Origin of the sequence: Citrobacter sp. RHBSTW-01044, from assembly GCF_013781945.1 — a bacterium.
In the GTDB taxonomy this organism is placed as follows: domain Bacteria; phylum Pseudomonadota; class Gammaproteobacteria; order Enterobacterales; family Enterobacteriaceae; genus Citrobacter; species Citrobacter braakii.
On the sequence record NZ_CP056180.1, the window covers coordinates 2294778 to 2312661 of the forward strand.

At 50.8% G+C, this 17884-nt stretch carries 17 protein-coding genes; 14 read left to right on the forward strand and 3 right to left on the reverse strand.

Going from position 1 to position 17884, the window contains the following annotated elements; genetic code table 11:
• Nucleotides 1-11 precede the first annotated feature (11 nt).
• The 6 genes from HV352_RS11090 to HV352_RS11115 all read left to right on the forward strand — a co-directional run bounded on the left by HV352_RS11090 (nt 12) and on the right by HV352_RS11115 (nt 6908).
• Nucleotides 12-431, forward strand: coding sequence for a translesion error-prone DNA polymerase V autoproteolytic subunit (locus HV352_RS11090; protein WP_181635423.1), 420 nt, complete (start codon nt 12-14; stop codon nt 429-431).
• Between the two features lie 2 nt (nt 432-433).
• Complete coding sequence (locus tag HV352_RS11095; RefSeq protein WP_029139549.1) at nt 434-1702, forward strand: Y-family DNA polymerase; 1269 nt, start codon at nt 434-436, stop codon at nt 1700-1702.
• Between the two features lie 278 nt (nt 1703-1980).
• Nucleotides 1981-3282 carry an AppA family phytase/histidine-type acid phosphatase gene (locus HV352_RS11100; protein ID WP_181635424.1) on the forward strand — a complete coding sequence of 434 codons (1302 nt, stop codon included), beginning with the start codon at nt 1981-1983 and terminating at the stop codon, nt 3280-3282.
• A gap of 341 nt (nt 3283-3623) precedes the next feature.
• A complete protein-coding gene (locus tag HV352_RS11105; protein WP_003833178.1) occupies nt 3624-3899 on the forward strand; it encodes a metal/formaldehyde-sensitive transcriptional repressor in 276 nt (91 codons plus the stop codon).
• 32 nt (nt 3900-3931) lie between these two features.
• Nucleotides 3932-5050, forward strand: a complete 1119-nt coding sequence (locus HV352_RS11110; protein WP_181635425.1) for an S-(hydroxymethyl)glutathione dehydrogenase/class III alcohol dehydrogenase — start codon at nt 3932-3934, stop codon at nt 5048-5050.
• A gap of 169 nt (nt 5051-5219) precedes the next feature.
• Complete coding sequence (locus tag HV352_RS11115) at nt 5220-6908, forward strand: methyl-accepting chemotaxis protein (RefSeq protein ID WP_016156598.1); 1689 nt, start codon at nt 5220-5222, stop codon at nt 6906-6908.
• Nucleotides 6909-6953: 45 nt separating this feature from the next.
• Here HV352_RS11115 and pcaQ read toward each other — a convergent pair whose 3' ends face one another.
• On the reverse strand, nt 6954-7877 hold the full coding sequence (pcaQ, locus tag HV352_RS11120; protein ID WP_003020288.1) for a pca operon transcription factor PcaQ: 924 nt from the start codon (nt 7875-7877) through the stop codon (nt 6954-6956).
• A gap of 230 nt (nt 7878-8107) precedes the next feature.
• Here pcaQ and HV352_RS11125 point away from each other — a divergent pair, with 230 nt between their 5' ends.
• The 5 genes from HV352_RS11125 (at nt 8108) to rimL (ending at nt 13364) form a co-directional block, all read left to right on the forward strand.
• The gene (locus tag HV352_RS11125) at nt 8108-9010 is read left to right on the forward strand and encodes a manganese-dependent inorganic pyrophosphatase (RefSeq protein ID WP_088582967.1); all 903 of its coding nucleotides are present in this window, start codon (nt 8108-8110) and stop codon (nt 9008-9010) included.
• A gap of 120 nt (nt 9011-9130) precedes the next feature.
• Nucleotides 9131-10474: a VOC family protein gene (locus HV352_RS11130; RefSeq protein WP_016156596.1), complete on the forward strand. Its 1344-nt coding sequence runs from the start codon at nt 9131-9133 to the stop codon at nt 10472-10474.
• 193 nt (nt 10475-10667) lie between these two features.
• Nucleotides 10668-12323 (forward strand): glucan biosynthesis protein, encoded by a 1656-nt coding sequence (locus tag HV352_RS11135; RefSeq protein WP_029139548.1) that lies wholly within the window; start codon nt 10668-10670, stop codon nt 12321-12323.
• Nucleotides 12324-12490: 167 nt separating this feature from the next.
• On the forward strand, nt 12491-12715 hold the full coding sequence (locus HV352_RS11140) for a YdcH family protein (protein WP_003833168.1): 225 nt from the start codon (nt 12491-12493) through the stop codon (nt 12713-12715).
• 103 nt (nt 12716-12818) lie between these two features.
• Nucleotides 12819-13364 carry a 50S ribosomal protein L7/L12-serine acetyltransferase gene (rimL, locus tag HV352_RS11145; RefSeq protein ID WP_181635426.1) on the forward strand — a complete coding sequence of 182 codons (546 nt, stop codon included), beginning with the start codon at nt 12819-12821 and terminating at the stop codon, nt 13362-13364.
• On the opposite strand, the gene ydcK is transcribed toward rimL, so the two are convergent.
• The gene (ydcK, locus tag HV352_RS11150) at nt 13356-14336 is read right to left on the reverse strand and encodes a YdcK family protein (RefSeq protein ID WP_131350837.1); all 981 of its coding nucleotides are present in this window, start codon (nt 14334-14336) and stop codon (nt 13356-13358) included. The two genes, rimL and ydcK, sit on opposite strands and share 9 nt — an antisense overlap.
• 113 nt (nt 14337-14449) lie before the next feature.
• Between ydcK and tehA the strand changes: the two genes are divergently transcribed.
• The 3 genes from tehA (at nt 14450) to HV352_RS11165 (ending at nt 16877) form a co-directional block, all read left to right on the forward strand.
• Entirely contained in the window at nt 14450-15451 is a 1002-nt protein-coding gene (gene tehA / locus HV352_RS11155; RefSeq protein ID WP_104651598.1) for a dicarboxylate transporter/tellurite-resistance protein TehA, read from the forward strand.
• The gene (gene tehB, locus HV352_RS11160; protein ID WP_016156592.1) at nt 15451-16047 is read left to right on the forward strand and encodes a tellurite resistance methyltransferase TehB; all 597 of its coding nucleotides are present in this window, start codon (nt 15451-15453) and stop codon (nt 16045-16047) included. Before tehA ends, tehB begins: the two co-directional genes overlap by 1 nt.
• A gap of 155 nt (nt 16048-16202) precedes the next feature.
• Nucleotides 16203-16877, forward strand: coding sequence for a DUF3313 domain-containing protein (locus tag HV352_RS11165; protein WP_019076834.1), 675 nt, complete (start codon nt 16203-16205; stop codon nt 16875-16877).
• A 35-nt stretch (nt 16878-16912) separates the two neighbouring features.
• Here HV352_RS11165 and HV352_RS11170 read toward each other — a convergent pair whose 3' ends face one another.
• Nucleotides 16913-17821, reverse strand: a complete 909-nt coding sequence (locus HV352_RS11170; RefSeq protein ID WP_016153163.1) for a DMT family transporter — start codon at nt 17819-17821, stop codon at nt 16913-16915.
• Between the last annotated feature and the right edge of the window lie 63 nt (nt 17822-17884).

A 17884-nucleotide genomic window follows, 5' to 3' on the forward strand; every position in this document is an offset into this window, starting at 1 on the left:
GGCAGATTATTATGTTGTTTTTCCAGCCTGCGGAACGCCGCGAAATTAAACACTTTCCGTTATTTAGCGATCTTGTGCCCTGCGGTTTTCCATCTCCTGCACAGGACTACGTTGAGAAACGTATCGACCTCAATGACCTGCTGGTACGGCATCCCAACGCAACCTATTTTGTTAAATCATCTGGCGACTCTATGAGGGGAGCAGGGATCGGCGAGGGTGATTTACTGATTGTCGACAGCGCCAGAAAACCTGCCCATGGAGACATCGTTATTGCCGCCGTTGAGGGCGAATTCACCGTTAAACGCCTGCAATTACATCCGGTTGTGATGCTGAAGCCAGAGAACAGCGCCTACGCGCCGATCATGATTAGCAGCGAGGACACGCTGGATATATTTGGCGTGGTGACATTTATCATTAAAGCAGCGGGCTGATGATGTTTGCACTGGTGGATGTTAACGCGTTTTATGCCAGCTGTGAGTCGGCATTCCGGCCTGATCTGAAAGGGAAGCCCGTTGTCGTTCTTTCAAATAACGATGGCTGCGTTATTGCCAGTAGCGTAGAGGCAAAGGCGCTTGGCGTTAATATGGGCGCTCCGTACTTCAAACAGAAAGATCTGTTCAGGCGCTATGGCGTGTTCTGTTTTAGTTCGAACTACGAACTGTATGCGGATATGAGCAGCAGGGTGATGTCGATTCTGGAGGAGTTGTCGCCACGCGTGGAGATATACAGTATTGATGAAGCCTTTTGTGATTTAACGGGCGTGCGAAACTGCAGGGATCTTACGGATTTTGGTCAGGAAATCAGAGCAACTATTTTGCAGAAAACACGTCTCACGGTTGGGGTCGGCATCGCTCAGACCAAAACCCTGGCCAAACTGGCGAACCATGCGGCCAAAAAGTGGCAGGAACAGACGGGTGGAGTCGTGGATCTCTCAAATATTGAACGCCAGCGTAAGCTGATGGCAGCACTCCCGGTTGATGAAGTCTGGGGCATCGGACGCCGTATCGGCAAAAAACTGGACGTTATGGGTATTAAAACGGTTCTCGACCTGGCGGATACCGATATTCGCTTCATTCGTAAACATTTCAGCGTCGTGCTTGAGCGAACCGTCCGGGAATTGCGCGGTGAGCCTTGTCTGGCGCTGGAAGAGTTTGCGCCGGATAAGCAGGAAATTATCTGCTCAAGATCGTTTGGTGAAAAACTCACGGATTACAACGCCATGAGAGAGGCCATTTGCACCTATGCTTCACGTGCTGCGGAAAAGCTGCGCAGAGAACACCAGTACTGCCGGTTTATCTCTACGTTTATCAAAACCAGTCCGTTTGCGCTGAATGAACCTTATTACGGTAACAGCGCATCGATAAAACTGCTGACGCCAACTCAGGATAGCCGGGACATTATTACAGCAGCCACGCGCAGCCTGGACGCCGTTTGGCGAGAGGGGCTACGTTATCAAAAAGCGGGCGTTATGCTGGGGGATTTTTTTAGCTCTGGCGTTGCACAGTTGAATCTTTTTGATAATAACGCCCCGCGGCGTAACAGCGATAAATTGATGGACCTACTGGATACTCTTAATGCTGAAAAGGGGAAAGGAACGCTCTACTTTGCCGGGCAAGGGATACAGCAGCCGTGGGCGATGAAGCGAGACATGCTTTCACCACGTTATACAACGAGATACAGTGATTTGCTGCGGGTAAATTGATAGCTAAACAAGGCTTCCGCCCACCTTATTTATACCGGATCAATTATCCTTTCAATGACAGGACGTTGTAAATTGCCAACGATTCCATAACCTTGGATACCTTTCCAGCGCGGCTAAATTAGCGCTCCTTTAATACTTCGATAAGATACAAAGTTGATATTCAAAAAGTTGGATTGTTGTGAACTCAGGAGTAGGATTATTTCTATCTGATAGAACCAGTTATCGAACTGGCTTATACGAGTTGTTTGTTTTTCACTTACGAAAAGGTGGTGCTGGTAATGAGTACATTCATCATTCGTTTATTATTTTTTTCTCTCTTATGCGGTTCTTTCTCAATACATGCTGAAGAGCCGAACGGTATGAAACTTGAGCGGGTTGTGATAGTGAGCCGTCATGGAGTAAGAGCACCTACGAAGTTCACTCCAATAATGAAAGATGTCACACCCGATCAATGGCCACAATGGGATGTGCCGTTAGGATGGCTAACGCCTCGTGGGGGAGAACTTGTTTCTGAATTAGGTCAGTATCAACGTTTATGGTTCACGAGCAAAGGTCTGTTGAATAATCAAACGTGCCCATCTCCAGGGCAGGTTGCTGTTATTGCAGACACGGATCAACGCACCCGTAAAACGGGTGAGGCGTTTCTGGCTGGGTTAGCACCAAAATGTCAAATTCAAGTGCATTATCAGAAGGATGAAGAAAAAACTGATCCTCTTTTTAATCCGGTAAAAATGGGGAAATGTTCGTTTAACACATTGAAGGTTAAAAACGCTATTCTGGAACGGGCCGGAGGAAATATTGAACTGTATACCCAACGCTATCAATCTTCATTTCGGACCCTGGAAAATGTTTTAAATTTCTCACAATCGGAGACATGTAAGACTACAGAGAAGTCTACGAAATGCACATTACCAGAGGCTTTACCGTCTGAACTTAAGGTAACTCCTGACAATGTATCATTACCTGGTGCCTGGAGTCTTTCTTCCACGCTGACTGAGATATTTCTGTTGCAAGAGGCCCAGGGAATGCCACAGGTAGCCTGGGGGCGTATTACGGGAGAAAAAGAATGGAGAGATTTGTTAAGTCTGCATAACGCTCAGTTTGATCTTTTGCAAAGAACTCCAGAAGTTGCCCGTAGTAGAGCCACACCATTACTCGATATGATAGACACTGCATTATTGACAAATGGTACAACAGAAAACAGGTATGGCATAAAATTACCCGTATCTCTGTTGTTTATTGCTGGTCATGATACCAATCTTGCAAATTTAAGCGGGGCTTTAGATCTTAACTGGTCGCTGCCCGGTCAACCCGATAATACCCCTCCTGGTGGGGAGCTTGTATTCGAAAAGTGGAAAAGAACCAGTGATAATACGGATTGGGTTCAGGTTTCATTTGTTTATCAGACGCTGAGAGATATGAGGGATATACAACCGTTGTCGTTAGAAAAACCTGCTGGAAAAGTTGATTTAAAATTAATTGCATGTGAAGAGAAAAATATTCAGGGAATGTGTTCTTTAAAAAGTTTTTCCAGGCTCATTAAGGAAATTCGCGTGCCAGAGTGTGCAGTTACGGAATAAGTAACTAATTATTATATATATAGCGTATTAAAAAATAGAAACCCCCGGTTTGTAGTCGGGGGTATTTGTATTGATCATAATTACATGAGTCTTTCAATTGCCTGTTCTTTGCGAGTGACAATCCAGTTACGCTGCTCCAGAAAAAATCCGGACTGTTCAGCGATGCAGAATACATCGACAAAGCGCTCGGTGTTGCGGCTCTAAAACCGCTTTACACGGTGATATGTCCACATATGTCTAAATGTGCTGTTTGTGCAACTCATTAAAGAATAACAAGTTATTTATTTTACAATTAGTTAAAAAGATTGATAGTATACCCCCCTATAGTATTTGGAGGGCGTATGCCGCATTCACCCGAAGATAAAAAACGCATTCTCACCCGTGTACGTCGTATTCGCGGTCAGGTTGATGCGCTTGAGCGCGCGCTGGAGTCCGGCGAGCCGTGTTTGGCTATCCTGCAACAAATTGCCGCCGTGCGCGGCGCATCCAATGGCCTGATGGGCGAAATGGTTGAGATCCACCTGAAAGACGAACTGGTCAGCGGGGAAACAACCCCAGACCAGCGTGCCGTGCGCATGGCTGAAATCGGCCATCTTCTGCGTGCTTATCTAAAATAACACCACCACCTCGCAATAATGGGAAGAGACAAATGAAATCACGTGCAGCAGTTGCATTCGGCCCCGGCCAACCGTTAAAAATTGTCGAAATCGATGTCGCACCGCCAAAGAAAGGTGAAGTGCTGGTTAAAATTACCCACACAGGCGTGTGCCATACTGATGCTTTTACGCTCTCAGGCGACGATCCGGAAGGGGTTTTCCCGGCGGTGCTCGGCCATGAAGGTGGCGGCATTGTGGTTGAAGTGGGTGAAGGCGTTACCAGCCTGAAAGCGGGCGATCATGTGATCCCGCTATACACCGCAGAATGTGGCGAGTGTAAGTTCTGTAAATCGGGTAAAACTAACCTGTGTCAGGCCGTACGTGCGACCCAGGGCAAAGGTCTGATGCCGGATGGCACAACCCGTTTCTCGTATAACGGCGAGCCGATTTATCACTATATGGGCACCAGCACCTTCAGCGAATACACCGTTTGCGCGGAGATCTCTCTGGCGAAGGTTAACCCGCAGGCTCCGCTGGACAAAGTGTGTCTGCTGGGGTGTGGCGTGACCACCGGTATCGGAGCGGTCCATAACACCGCAAAAGTGAAAGAAGGCGATACCGTCGCCGTATTTGGTCTGGGTGGTATTGGCCTGGCGGTGATTCAGGGCGCGGCGCAGGCGAAAGCCGGGCGTATTCTGGCCGTTGATACCAATCCGGAAAAATTTACGCTGGCAGGTGAAATGGGCGCGACCGATTTCATCAATCCGAAGGATTACGACAAACCGATTCAGGATGTGATTGTCGAGCTTACCGATGGCGGCGTGGACTTTAGTTTCGAATGTATCGGTAACGTTAACGTGATGCGCGCGGCGCTGGAATGCTGCCATAAAGGATGGGGCGAAAGCATCATTATTGGCGTGGCAGGAGCCGGACAAGAGATCAAAACGCGCCCGTTCCAGTTAGTTACCGGGCGTGTCTGGCGCGGTTCCGCGTTTGGCGGCGTGAAGGGGCGTACTCAGCTTCCTGGTATGGTTGAAGATGCGATGAGCGGGAAAATTCAGTTGGATCCGTTTATTACCCACCGTTTACCGCTGGAGCAGATTAACGACGCGTTCGATTTAATGCATCAGGGTAAATCCATCCGTACCGTTATCCACTTTGGCGATAACTGATTCATTGGCCAGCGGATTTCTCCGCTGGCACTTTCCTGAATTTTTTAGAATTATGTTGTGAAAGTGTGACGAATCCGGCGCTTTTCACGGTAAGTAAACTTCCCGGATTGCCGATGACTATCTAACGGGCGTGTTTTCACGCATAAACCCTACAAGAGAGTCGACGGTCATGGACAACACTACATCGATGCAAGCCCAGCATAAACTGGGCTTTCTGCATCAAATCCGGCTGGTTCCGCTGTTTTCCTCCATTCTCGGTGGCATCCTTCTGCTGTTCGCCTTAAGTTCCGGGCTGGCAAGCTATTTTCTTATGCAGGCCGATCGCGATCAGCGCGACGTAACCGATGAGATTCAGGTCAGGATGGGGTTATCTAACAGCTCTAACCACTTGCGTACCGCGCGTATCAACATGATCCACGCCGGCGCGGCGAGCCGTATTGCCGAAATGGATGACATGAAGGCCAATATCGCCGAGGCAGAAAAACGGATTAAGCAGTCGCAGGACGGTTTCAATGCTTATATGTCACGCGCGGTAAAAACGTCTGCCGATGAAGCGTTAGACGCTGAACTGAGCGCCAGCTTCAAAGCCTATACCGACGGCTTACAGCCGATGCTGAAGTACGCTAAAAACGGCATGTTTGAGGCGATCATCAACCATGAAAATGAACAGGCCAGACCGCTGGATTCTGCGTACAACAAGGTGCTGTTAAAGGCGATCGACATTCGTACCACCAGGGCGAATCAGTTAAGCGAACAGGCGCATCAGCGTACACAGCTTGGTATGGCTTTTATGCTGGGCGCATTCGTTCTTGCGCTGGCGCTGACCGTGATGACGTTCATTGTTCTGCGCCGTACTGTCATTCACCCTCTGTTGCGTGCCGCCCAGCGTATTGAGCAAATTTCAGCGGGGGATCTCACCATGCCGGAGGAACCGACCGGGCGCAGCGAAATTGGTCGCCTGAGCCGCCATCTGCAAACAATGCAACGTTCGCTGGGGACAACGGTAGGCACGGTGCGTCAGGGCGCGGAAGAGATTTATCGCGGTACCAGTGAGATTTCGGCGGGGAACACCGATCTGTCTTCACGTACCGAACAACAGGCTGCGGCAATTGAACAAACGGCGGCCAGCATGGAAGAGTTGACGGCGACGGTGAAGCAAAACGCCGACAACGCGCATCATGCGAGCAAGCTGGCAGAAGATGCCTCCGGTAAGGCCAGTCGGGGCGGTCAGATGGTTTCTGGCGTGGTCAAAACTATGGGCAATATCTCAACGAGTTCGAAGAAAATCTCCGAAATCACAGCCGTTATTAACAGCATTGCTTTCCAGACCAATATTCTGGCGCTGAACGCAGCGGTTGAAGCGGCGCGGGCTGGAGAGCAGGGCCGTGGATTTGCCGTGGTTGCCAGTGAGGTGCGCACGCTGGCAAGCCGCAGCGCTCAGGCGGCAAAAGAGATTGAAGGGTTGATCAGCGAATCAGTCCGACTGATTGATCAGGGATCCGGAGAAGTGGTCGCCGCGGGCAATACGATGACAGATATTGTCGATGCGGTAAAACGCGTCACCGACATTATGCTGGAAATTGCAGCGGCTTCTGATGAGCAGAGCCGGGGTATCGTCCAGGTGAGTCAGGCAATTTCAGAAATGGATAAGGTAACCCAGCAAAATGCCTCGCTGGTTGAAGAAGCCTCTGCCGCAGCGGCATCGCTGGAAGAGCAGGCGGCGCGCTTAACGGAAGCTGTTGGCACATTCCGTTTAACAGGGACAAGTGCTATTAAACGCGCGCCTGTGACGACAAAGCCTGACCATTCACGCCCGCAGGCGGCAACTGCCAGTGGCGATAACTGGGAAACGTTTTAACAATAAAATCAATTAAGGGACCTGATGGTCCCTTAATTTTTGGCATCAAAACGGTACGGTTTTGCGTATTGCGGCGATCAGGATCTGCGCGGCCTGAGAGAGCTGCACATCGACACGGGTAAGAATGCCGATGGGTTCACCCGCACCGTGGGTGGGTATCGGCAACGACACCAGCGTCGCCTGGCGTAAATCTTCTCTAACCGCGCCTGAAGGGACAAACCACACATAGTCGTAATCGACCGTCAGTTGGCGGGAGAGCGATGCTGACAGCGTTTCAATACAGCCCGGAGGCATTTTGCAGCCCTGACTTTGCAACAACGCCTCTGCGTGCTGGCGAGGGGCGGTTCCTTTTGGTGAAACCACCACCGGCCACTCCATCACCCGACTCAGCGTGATGGTTTCCTGCAACAACGGGTGGTTAGGGCGCACGACCAGTTTGAGCGATTCCAGAAATAACAGCTCGTAGTTCAGACCAACCATCAATTCCGGATCGGCCATACGGCCAATGCCGAGATCAATTTCCCCTGACTTTAAACCCGCCAGGATCATGGGATTACTCATGGTGGCAACCTGCAGCGTGGTCTCCATTTGCTGCTTATGGAACGGGCCAATGACCGCCGGCAGAATGCCCAGGGCCGCGGTGGGTAAGGCGCCAATCCGTACGACATCCGTCTGTGACTCTTCGCGCTGGTTTAAGGCTTGTCCGGCGGTGTTGAGTGCATCCAGCACTCTGACTGCGTGGGTAAGAAACTGTTCTCCGGGCAGCGTTAATTGTGCGCCAAGGCGGCCACGCTCAAAGAGCCGGGTACCGGTCAGTTGCTCCAGTTCATTCAGCGTTTTGGAGAGGGCTGGTTGGCTCAGGTTAAGGGTCTCAGCCGCGCGGCCCAACGTTCCCTGCTGTGCAACGGCGACAAAAGTATGAAGGTGGCGCAAGCGAATGCGCTGATTGAACAGAACATTTTTTTCCATAAGCGATGTTAAAAACAGAGTCGTATCGGTGACAAGTGAAGTTGTTCGATTTTGATAACTTGATAGCAAAATATTATTAACATTTATCCTATTTTACTTACAACTGATTTATTTTGCTTATGTTTTGTACAGCGCAGCCGGGTGGTGGGATCATGGAAGAGAATCCGTCCAGTCGATATACTTTCGTTATTGTTTGCTTTTGAACCATTCTCTTCACAAGGTACTGATTAATGATAGATGTAATAGGGCACCTTAACCCCGATAGCGATGCCATTTGTACCGCCGCCATGACGGCGCGTTGGCTTACTTTACGTGGCCAGCAGGCGACGGCATGGCGTCTGGGCGAACCTAACCGCGAAACGCAATTTATCTTTGAGCATGCGGGACTGACGATGCCCGAACGGCTGACGTTTGAACTGACCGATCGTGATGTGTGGCTGGTCGATTTCACCGAGCCTGCCCAGGGGCCGGCATCGCTGGCAGAAAGTAACGTCGTGGGAATTATCGATCATCACCGACTCGGTGGATTAGTCACTCGTCTGCCACCAGAAGTGTGGGTGAAGCCAGTTGGCAGCAGCGCGACGCTGTTATGGCAACTGATGACGGAAGAGGAGCGCAGCCAGTTGTCTGCCGCTGAGGCCGTTTTATTGCTGGGTGCTGCATTGAGTGACACTGTCACGCTTCGTTCGCCAACGACCACCTCTGACGATCGCCTGGCGGTGGAGGCCCTGGCCCAAAAAACCGGTGTGGATCTCGAGGCGTTTAGTCGCGACCTGCTGTCTGCTAAAACAAGCGTGGAAGGCATGAGCGCTCGCGAGCTTCTGCAGAAAGACATTAAAACCTTCACCATTCATGGACATTCGGTGTGTGTGGCGCAGCTTGAACTGTATGCGCTGCAACAGGTGGATGCGGTGCTGGACGATCTCCGTCTGGAAATGGCGCGCTATGCAGAGGAAAAGAATGCCGCTCTGGTTGTACTGATGCTCACCGATATCAATCTGGGCGACACCAGCCTGTGGTTTGCCGGTCCAGAGCTGTCAGACATCCCGCAGCCCTGTAAGGTGGAGGGGATGCTCAGCCGTAAAAAACAGATGTTGCCCTGGCTGGAAAGTCATTTAAAACCACGCCAGTAGGTTCTGTTCACCGTCTGTAGGGGTGGGAAATTTACGCGGGGTCACACTTTGTAAATTCTTCCCACCGGAGTCAGCGGCGTTTTCTACACTCCAGGTAATATTCACTGGAGGCATGACATTATGGCGAACACCATCACGGCAGATGAGATTCGGGAACAATTTTCGCAGGCAATGTCAGCAATGTACCAGCAGGAAGTCCCGCAATATGGCACGTTGCTGGAACTTGTCGCTGATGTGAATCTGGCGGTACTGGAAAATAATCCTACGCTGCATGAAAAACTGGCGAATGCAGATGAGCTGGCCCGGCTAAACGTTGAGCGCCACGGCGCCATTCGGGTGGGCACTGCGCAGGAGCTTTCTACGCTACGCCGGATGTTTGCCATTATGGGCATGTATCCGGTGAGTTATTACGATCTCTCCCAGGCCGGTGTTCCCGTGCATTCCACCGCGTTTCGTCCCATTGACGATGCGTCGCTTTCGCGCAACCCGTTTCGGGTATTCACCTCGTTATTGCGGCTCGAATTAATCGAAAACGCCGCGCTACGGCAAAAAGCCGCGGAGATCCTCGCGAAACGCGATATTTTCACCCGTCGTTGTCACGAACTGCTGGATGAGTTTGATGTGCAGGGCAGTTTTACGCCTGAGCAGGCGCAGGAGTTTGTGCAAGAAGCGCTGGAAACTTTCCGCTGGCATCAGCATGCCACGGTCGATGAGGCGACCTATCACGCATTGCACAATGAGCACCGGCTGATTGCTGATGTGGTGTGTTTCCCTGGGTGTCATATTAACCATCTGACGCCGCGTACGCTGGATATCGACCGGGTTCAGTCGATGATGCCGGAGTGCGGCATTGAACCCAAAATACTGATTGAAGGGCCGCCGCGCCGCGAGGTGCCCATTTTATTGCGCCAGACCAGTTTTAAAGCGCTGGAAGAGCCGGTGTTATTTGCCGGTGAAATGCGTGGCACTCACACGGCGCGTTTTGGTGAAATCGAACAGCGCGGCGTGGCCCTGACGCCGAAAGGCAGAGCGTTGTACGACGAATTGCTGAATAAAGCGGGAACGGGAAAAGACAACCTGACGCATCAGCTGCATTTGCAGGAGGTGTTCAAAGCATTCCCGGACAGCGAATTTCTGCTGCGCCAGCAGGGGCTTGCCTGGTTCCGCTACCGGCTGACGCCGTCGGGCGAGGCGCATCGACAGGCGATTCGCCCGGACGACGACCCGCAACCGCTCATTGAGCGGGGCTGGCTGGTTGCTCAGCCCATTACCTACGAAGATTTTTTACCGGTGAGCGCCGCGGGGATTTTCCAGTCTAATTTGGGGAATGAAACTCAGGCCCGTAGCCACGGTAATTCCAGCCGCGACGCGTTTGAACAGGCGCTGGGTTGTGCGGTTTATGATGAGTTTGCGTTGTATCAGGAGGCGCAAGATCGCAGTAAACGGCGGTGTGGTTTACTTTAATTGAATTTACATGGGATTCGGTCTGTTCCCATCGACATAAAATATTTTCGATTTTGTACAGATAATCGGCGACCAACAATTGGATTATTAATGAATTTTGTCTAGAGTGAGCGGTCAGAAATGTGCACTCTCTTGCCGCTGATTATGGCCGGCGCGGGACCATTTACACGACCAGAAGGACTTACTTTCAGGCATGAATCGCAGACGATTTATTAAAGGTTCAATGGCAATGGCCGCCGTGTGCGGAACCAGTGGTATTGCATCACTCTTTTCCAGCGCCGCCTTTGCGGCAGAGTCTGACATTGCAGACGGAAAAACCGTACGTTTTGATTTTTCCGTTCTGCAATCGATGGCCCATGACTTAGCACAGAAGCCCTGGGGCGGCGCACCGCGCGCGTTACCTGACACGCTGGCCAAACTGACGCCTCAGGCCTACAACAGCATTCAATATGACGCAGAGCAGTCTCTGTGGAACAATGTTGAAAATCGTCAGCTTGATGCGCAGTTCTTCCACGTGGGAATGGGCTTCCGTCGCCGCGTACGCATGTTCTCGGTTGATGGCAGCACGCATATGGCGCGCGAAATCCACTTCCGTCCGGAACTGTTTAAATACAATGATGCGGGTGTGGATACCAAACAGCTGGAAGGGCAGACTGACCTCGGGTTCGCCGGGTTCCGCGTGTTTAAAGCGCCAGAATTAGCCCGTCGCGATATCGTTTCTTTCCTGGGCGCCAGCTATTTCCGCGCCGTGGATGACACCTATCAGTACGGTTTATCGGCCCGCGGTCTGGCGGTAGATACCTACACCGACAGCAAAGAAGAGTTTCCTGATTTCACCTCTTTCTGGTTTGAAACGGTCAAACCGGGCGCAACCTCCTTTACCGTGTATGCGCTTCTCGACAGCCCCAGCGTAACCGGCGCATTTAAGTTCGTGATCCACTGCGAGAAAACGCAGGTGATCATGGATGTACAAAACCACATCTATGCGCGCAAAGACATCAAGCAGCTCGGTATTGCACCGATGACCAGCATGTTTAGCTGCGGCAACAACGAACGTCGGATGTGTGACACCATTCACCCGCAAATTCATGATTCCGACCGTCTGGCGATGTGGCGGGGCAATGGCGAGTGGATCTGCCGCCCGCTGAATAACCCGCAAAAACTGCAGTTCAACGCCTATACCGATAACAACCCGAAAGGGTTTGGCTTGCTGCAGCTCGATCGCGACTTTTCCCATTACCAGGATATCATGGGCTGGTACAACAAGCGTCCGAGCCTGTGGGTCGAACCGCGTAACCAGTGGGGCAAGGGGACTATCGGCCTGATGGAGATCCCGACGACCGGCGAAACGCTGGATAACGTCGTCTGCTTCTGGCAGCCTGAAAGGTCGATCAAAGCGGGCGATGATCTGGAATTCAAATATCGCCTGTACTGGAGTGCTCAGCCGCCGGTGCGTTCACCGCTGGCTCGCGTGATGGCGACCCGAACAGGCATGGGCGGCTTCCCGGAAGGATGGGCGCCGGGCGAGCACTACCCGGAAAAATGGGCGCGACGTTTTGCTGTTGATTTCGTCGGTGGCGATCTAAAAGCCGCCGCGCCGAAGGGTATTGAACCGGTGATTACGCTCTCCAGCGGTGAAGCGAAACAGATTGAGATCCTTTACGTGGAACCTATCGACGGTTATCGCATTCAGTTTGACTGGTATCCGACCTCTGACTCAACCGATCCGGTAGATATGCGTATGTTCCTGCGTTGTCAGGGCGACGCCATCAGTGAAACTTGGCTGTATCAGTACTTCCCGCCAGCGCCGGATAAACGTCAGTACGTTGACGACCGCGAGATGCGTTAATCACTCCCTTTACGGCTCTCCGAATGGGGAGCCGTATCTGTAATCCTCTTCACAACCATTCTGTACACTATTTACTCGATCCCGTTCGCATTTTTCTATAAGTCAAGTGGGTACTCTGGAGGTGTGTATTTCTTATACACGTCCTTTTCCACTAACAGGGAGAAAGTATGTTTCCAGAATACAGAGACCTTATTTCCCGACTGAAATCCGAGAACCCTCGCTTTCTGTCCTTATTCGAAAAACACAACAGCCTTGATCATGAGATCTCCAGACTGGAAGGTTCGGATGGTCGGGGGTATAGTTTGGACATTGTTCGCCTTAAGAAACAGAAACTCCACCTGAAGGAAGATCTGCTCAAAATATTGCAAAAAGAGAGTGTCAGTGAGAGCTAAGTAAAACGGCACTTGCTGTGTAAAAGGGCTTCCAAAAGGGAGCCCTTCCTGTTTTTATTTGATTGAGCAGGGTGGCCTGCTTAACCATCATAACGGAATGAAAATGTCAGAAGTGATTACCATCAATGACACGCTGGAACTGCGTGCCGTAGAAGAGCAATACGTCACGCCTCTGCATCAGTTGGTGCTTAAAAATAAAAGCTGGCTCCAGCAGTCGCTGAACTGGCCGCAGTTTGTTGCCTCTGAGGAGGACACCCGCAAGAATGTGCAGGGCAATATGATGTTGCACCAGCGCGGTTACGCCAAAATGTTCCTGATTTTTGCGCAAGAAAATGTGGTCGGGGTTATCTCGTTTAACCAGGTAGAACCGCTGAACAAAGCGGCTTATATCGGCTACTGGCTGGATGAGGAGCATCAGGGTAAAGGCATCATGTCCCAGGCGCTACAGGCCTTAATTCATCATTATGCGCAGCGTCAGGAGATTCGCCGCTTCGTGATTAAATGTCGCGTAGAAAACGTTGAGAGTAACCAGGTGGCGCTACGTAATGGCTTCCAACTGGAAGGATGTATGCAACAGGCGGAATTCCTTAATGGTGATTACTATGATGTGAATCTCTACGCCCGCATCATTGATGGCTCTTCAGAATAAACCTGCGATAGGCGTGCGCGTAATGCGCTGTTCACCGTTAATCACTTTCGGTCCGCGTAGGTGAATGGTATCGCCATCAAACGCCTGGATATGCGCCTGACCGGTTATCTCAATGTGATGCTCGATCAGCACTTCGCCCAGCACGCAGACGTGGCCTTCAATCAGGATGTGGTCATCTAACTGGAGCGGTCCACCGCGTAATTGCGCATGACCGCCGACCAACACGTGGTGTTTCAGCACGCAGTTACCTTCAACTACCGCGTGCTCCGCCACCTGCGAGCTGTAGCGTAGGGTAGGTATGGCATCTTCTTCGCTCCCGGCGATGACGCGCGCATATCCATAGACTTTGGCGCAATCGCAAATCCAGACATTGTTCTCTTCATTACCTTCCACCTGTGCGAAATCAAAAACTTCCGCCCGATGTTCAATAAAGGCATAGTTGATTTTCGCATCGCCATAGATCTGCGCCTGATGCACCACTCGTGAGTGGCTGACAAAAGCCCGATCATAAATTTGCAGGAGCTGGTCGTTTTCACGGGTTAGCCCCCTGGCGGCGATGATTTCAGAGTCACACATCACGCGCGCATCACCAAAGAGAAGGCACTCGCCGCGAACCACAGAATCCTGAATGGTGACGTTGTCACGTATTTGCGCGTTATGACTGATTTCAGCCCGGTCAATCCACACGTCATCGCTAATTTGCGCGCCATCTCTGACCACGCTTGCCTGAGTAATGCGGGCGTTTCCTGTAATCGTCGCGCCGGAAAATGCGAGCGCGTTTTCATCGTAAATCCAGCAATCACCGCTTTGTGACAGCACGCTTTCATTGTCGATCCAGCCACCGGGCGTGCCGGCCTGGACATCATTAAAATCAGTGAGCGCAATGATTTGGCGTAGTAATACGCCTTTTTTATTGCCATTATCCTGGTAACTAAAGGATCGAGACTCATCGCTGAGACGATATTTGGTCATAGCTCATTTCCATGTTGCGCACCTTAGTTAAACGTAGCAAAGTTTTCCGCACTGGCTAAATCAGCGGAAATTCCATAAAATGCATTTCAAATATACTTTAAAAAATAAACAAAATGAGTAAGAACAAACAGAGTGAGCGGGTCCTCAATCTTCCGGCCGGTTATTTTGGCATGGTACTGGGCATCATTGGGATGGGGTTTGCGTGGCGTTATGCCAGTCAGGTGTGGCCAGTGAGTCACTTTATTGGCGACGGTTTAGTGATCCTCGCAATGGTCATTTGGGGGCTGCTGACGCTGGCTTTTCTGAGCCGTTTACTGCGTTTTCCGCATAGCGTATTGGCGGAAATTCGTCACCCGGTGATGAGCAGCTTTGTCAGTCTGTTTCCGGCCACAACGATGCTGGTCGCGATTGGTTTTGTCCCGTGGTATCGACCGCTGGCGATTGGGTTGTTCAGCATTGGCGTGGTGATACAGCTGGCCTACGCCGCCTGGCAAACGGCAGGGTTGTGGCGTGGTTCGCATCCAGAGGAAGCCACCACGCCGGGTCTGTATCTGCCGACCGTCGCCAATAACTTTATCAGTGCAATGGCCTGTGGCGCACTGGGTTTCAACGACGCAGGATTGGTGTTTTTAGGCGCCGGGGTTTTTTCCTGGCTCAGTCTGGAGCCGGTGATTCTGCAACGTTTACGTAGCTGCGGTGAGTTGCCTGCGGTGTTACGTACTTCACTTGGCATTCAACTGGCGCCTGCGCTGGTCGCCTGCAGCGCCTGGCTTAGCGTTAACGGCGGCGAGGGCGATACGTTAGCCAAAATGTTGTTCGGCTATGGTCTGCTGCAACTGCTGTTCATGCTACGGCTCATGCCGTGGTATTTGTCACAGCCATTTAATGCGTCTTTCTGGAGCTTCTCGTTTGGCGTGTCGGCTCTGGCAACAACAGGGTTGCATCTGGGCCACGGTAGCGAGTCAGGATTTTTTCATACGCTGTCGATCCCACTGTTTATTTTTACCAATTTTATCATTGCATTATTACTGGTACGTACGTTTGCATTGCTGATGCAGGGGAAACTGCTCATCCGCACGGAGCGTGCTGCATTACTGAAATCTGAGGATAAATAATGACCCTTTGCGACGAAAACTACTTTACTGAGAAATACGATTTAACTCGTACGCATTCCGATGTTGTTGAAGCGGCAAAAATTGTTAAGCCAGGTAAAACGTTAGACCTGGGCTGCGGTAACGGTCGTAACAGCCTGTACCTTGCGGCAAACGGTTATGACGTGACAGCATGGGATAAAAATCCCATGAGCATCGCTAACCTTGAGCGTATCAAAGCGGCGGAAGGGCTGACCAATCTGCACGCGAATGTCGCGGATCTCAACGCATTACGCTTTGACGGCGAATATGATTTTATTCTTTCTACCGTTGTGCTGATGTTCCTTGAAGCCAAAACTATCCCTGGCCTTATTGAAAATATGCAGCGTTGCACTAAACCGGGCGGATATAACTTAATCGTCGCGGCGATGGATACCGATGATTTTCCGTGTACCGTGGGTTTCCCGTTCGCGTTTAAAACCGGAGAATTGCGCAATTATTACAGCGGATGGGATCTGCTGAAATATAACGAAGACGTGGGTGAACTTCATCGTACGGATGAAAACGGTAATCGAATTAAACTGCGCTTTGCCACAATGCTGGCACGCAAAACTGCCTGAACCTCCCGCCTGGGTTAACTCTTTCTGCGCTCAGCATTTTTTGTGCCGGGCGTAGAGAGAGAATTGTGCGGTGTTTACCATTTTTAGTACATCCAAAATGAAACGGTTTTGCTATGCTTTTTAAGCATCATTGCGAAAACTAAAGGGATCGTTTCATGCGTACTCAAACTTTATTTAAAGTTGCAGTGCTTACTGGCTTGTTGGCATTATCCGGCTGTGCGTCAAAAGTGACCGCGCCGGATAAATATTCTGGGTTTTTAAAAAATTACTCTGATTTGAAGGAAACACAATCAGCATCGGGACAAACCGTACTCCGTTGGGTTGATCCGAGCTACAACGAATCCAAATATGACAACATTGTATATAACCCGGTAACGTATTATCCGGTTCCTAAACCTACCACGCAGGTAGGGCAGCAGGTTCTTGATCAACTGCTGACCTACACCAATACCCAGTTGAAATCCGCCATCAGCAAGCGTAAGCCCCTGGTTACTACCCCTGGGCCACGTAGCCTGATTTTCCGCGGAGCGATTACCGGTGTTGCAACGAGCAAAGAAGGACTGCAGTTCTATGAAGTGATCCCGGTTGCGCTACTCGTTGCGGGAACACAAATGGCAACGGGTCACCGTACCATGGATACCAACCTCTATTTCGAGGGTGAGTTGATTGATGCTGCGACCAATAAACCGGTAATTAAAGTTGTACGTAAGGGTGAAGGTAAAGATCTGAGCAACGAAAATACGCCGATGGCGTTCGAAACGTTGAAGAAAGTTATTGATGACATGGCGACGGATGCCACCATGTTTGACGTGAACAAAAAACCACAATAATAATCAACGCACCATCTCAGGATGGTGCGTTTTTTTTATGCCACCCGGCGTCGATAGAATAGTTTACCCATCAGCACTTCTGGTCGGGCAAACATCACCATATTCCCCAGTAAAATCAATACCAATCCGGCAATAGCGTTAACTTGCCAGACGTATCCTTCATACAATGTTGACAGCGTTAGCGCAACCAGCGGGAAAAGCAGGGTACTGTATGCCGCCCTACTGGGACCAATGCGACCTACCAGTGTGAAATAAGCGCCGAAAGCAATCACTGAGCCAAAAATAGCCAGATATAACAGCGCGCTGAGATAGCTGAATGTCCACTGTGGCGTAAAATTGTCCCCGCGCATCAGCGCAATGGCAGCGATCAACAGCGTGCCGTACAGCATGGCCCAACTGTTGGTCGTTAACACTTCCAGCCCTTTTTTCTGGTGACGCATGCTGATCATATTACCCAATGAGAAACCGAAGGTTCCAAGGGCGCTTAAGCCGATACCCAGCAGCAAGGAATGATTGAATCCGCTGTTGAGCAAATCCTGCCAGAACAGAGTCACAATGCCCGTCAGTCCGAGACCGGCTGCGATATAGAAACGCAGCGGTGGTTTTTGCCCAAAAAAGATGAAGCTATTGACCGCATTGAACAGGACGGCCATTGAGAAAATTACCGACTCCAGGCCGGTATTAATCCAGGCCGCAGCCGTATAAAAACACCAGAAGTTGAAGCAAAAAACGCATCCACCCTGTAACAGACAAAACAGATGATCGCGACCAGACAGTTTGCGTAATTTACCGCTAACCAGCAGGATCACTATCATCAGCGAACTGGCAACGGCGAAGCGCCAAAAGATAGAAACCGGCGCAGAAACCGGGCCCTGCTGCAAATAAATCGCAATCCATGTCGTTCCCCAAATTACCACCACCAGGCAGTACAACAGTGCGTTCATACAACTCTCTCTTTTTTGGATTCAGGTTCACACTGTGTCATATCTGGCGGCAGGAGGCTTTCA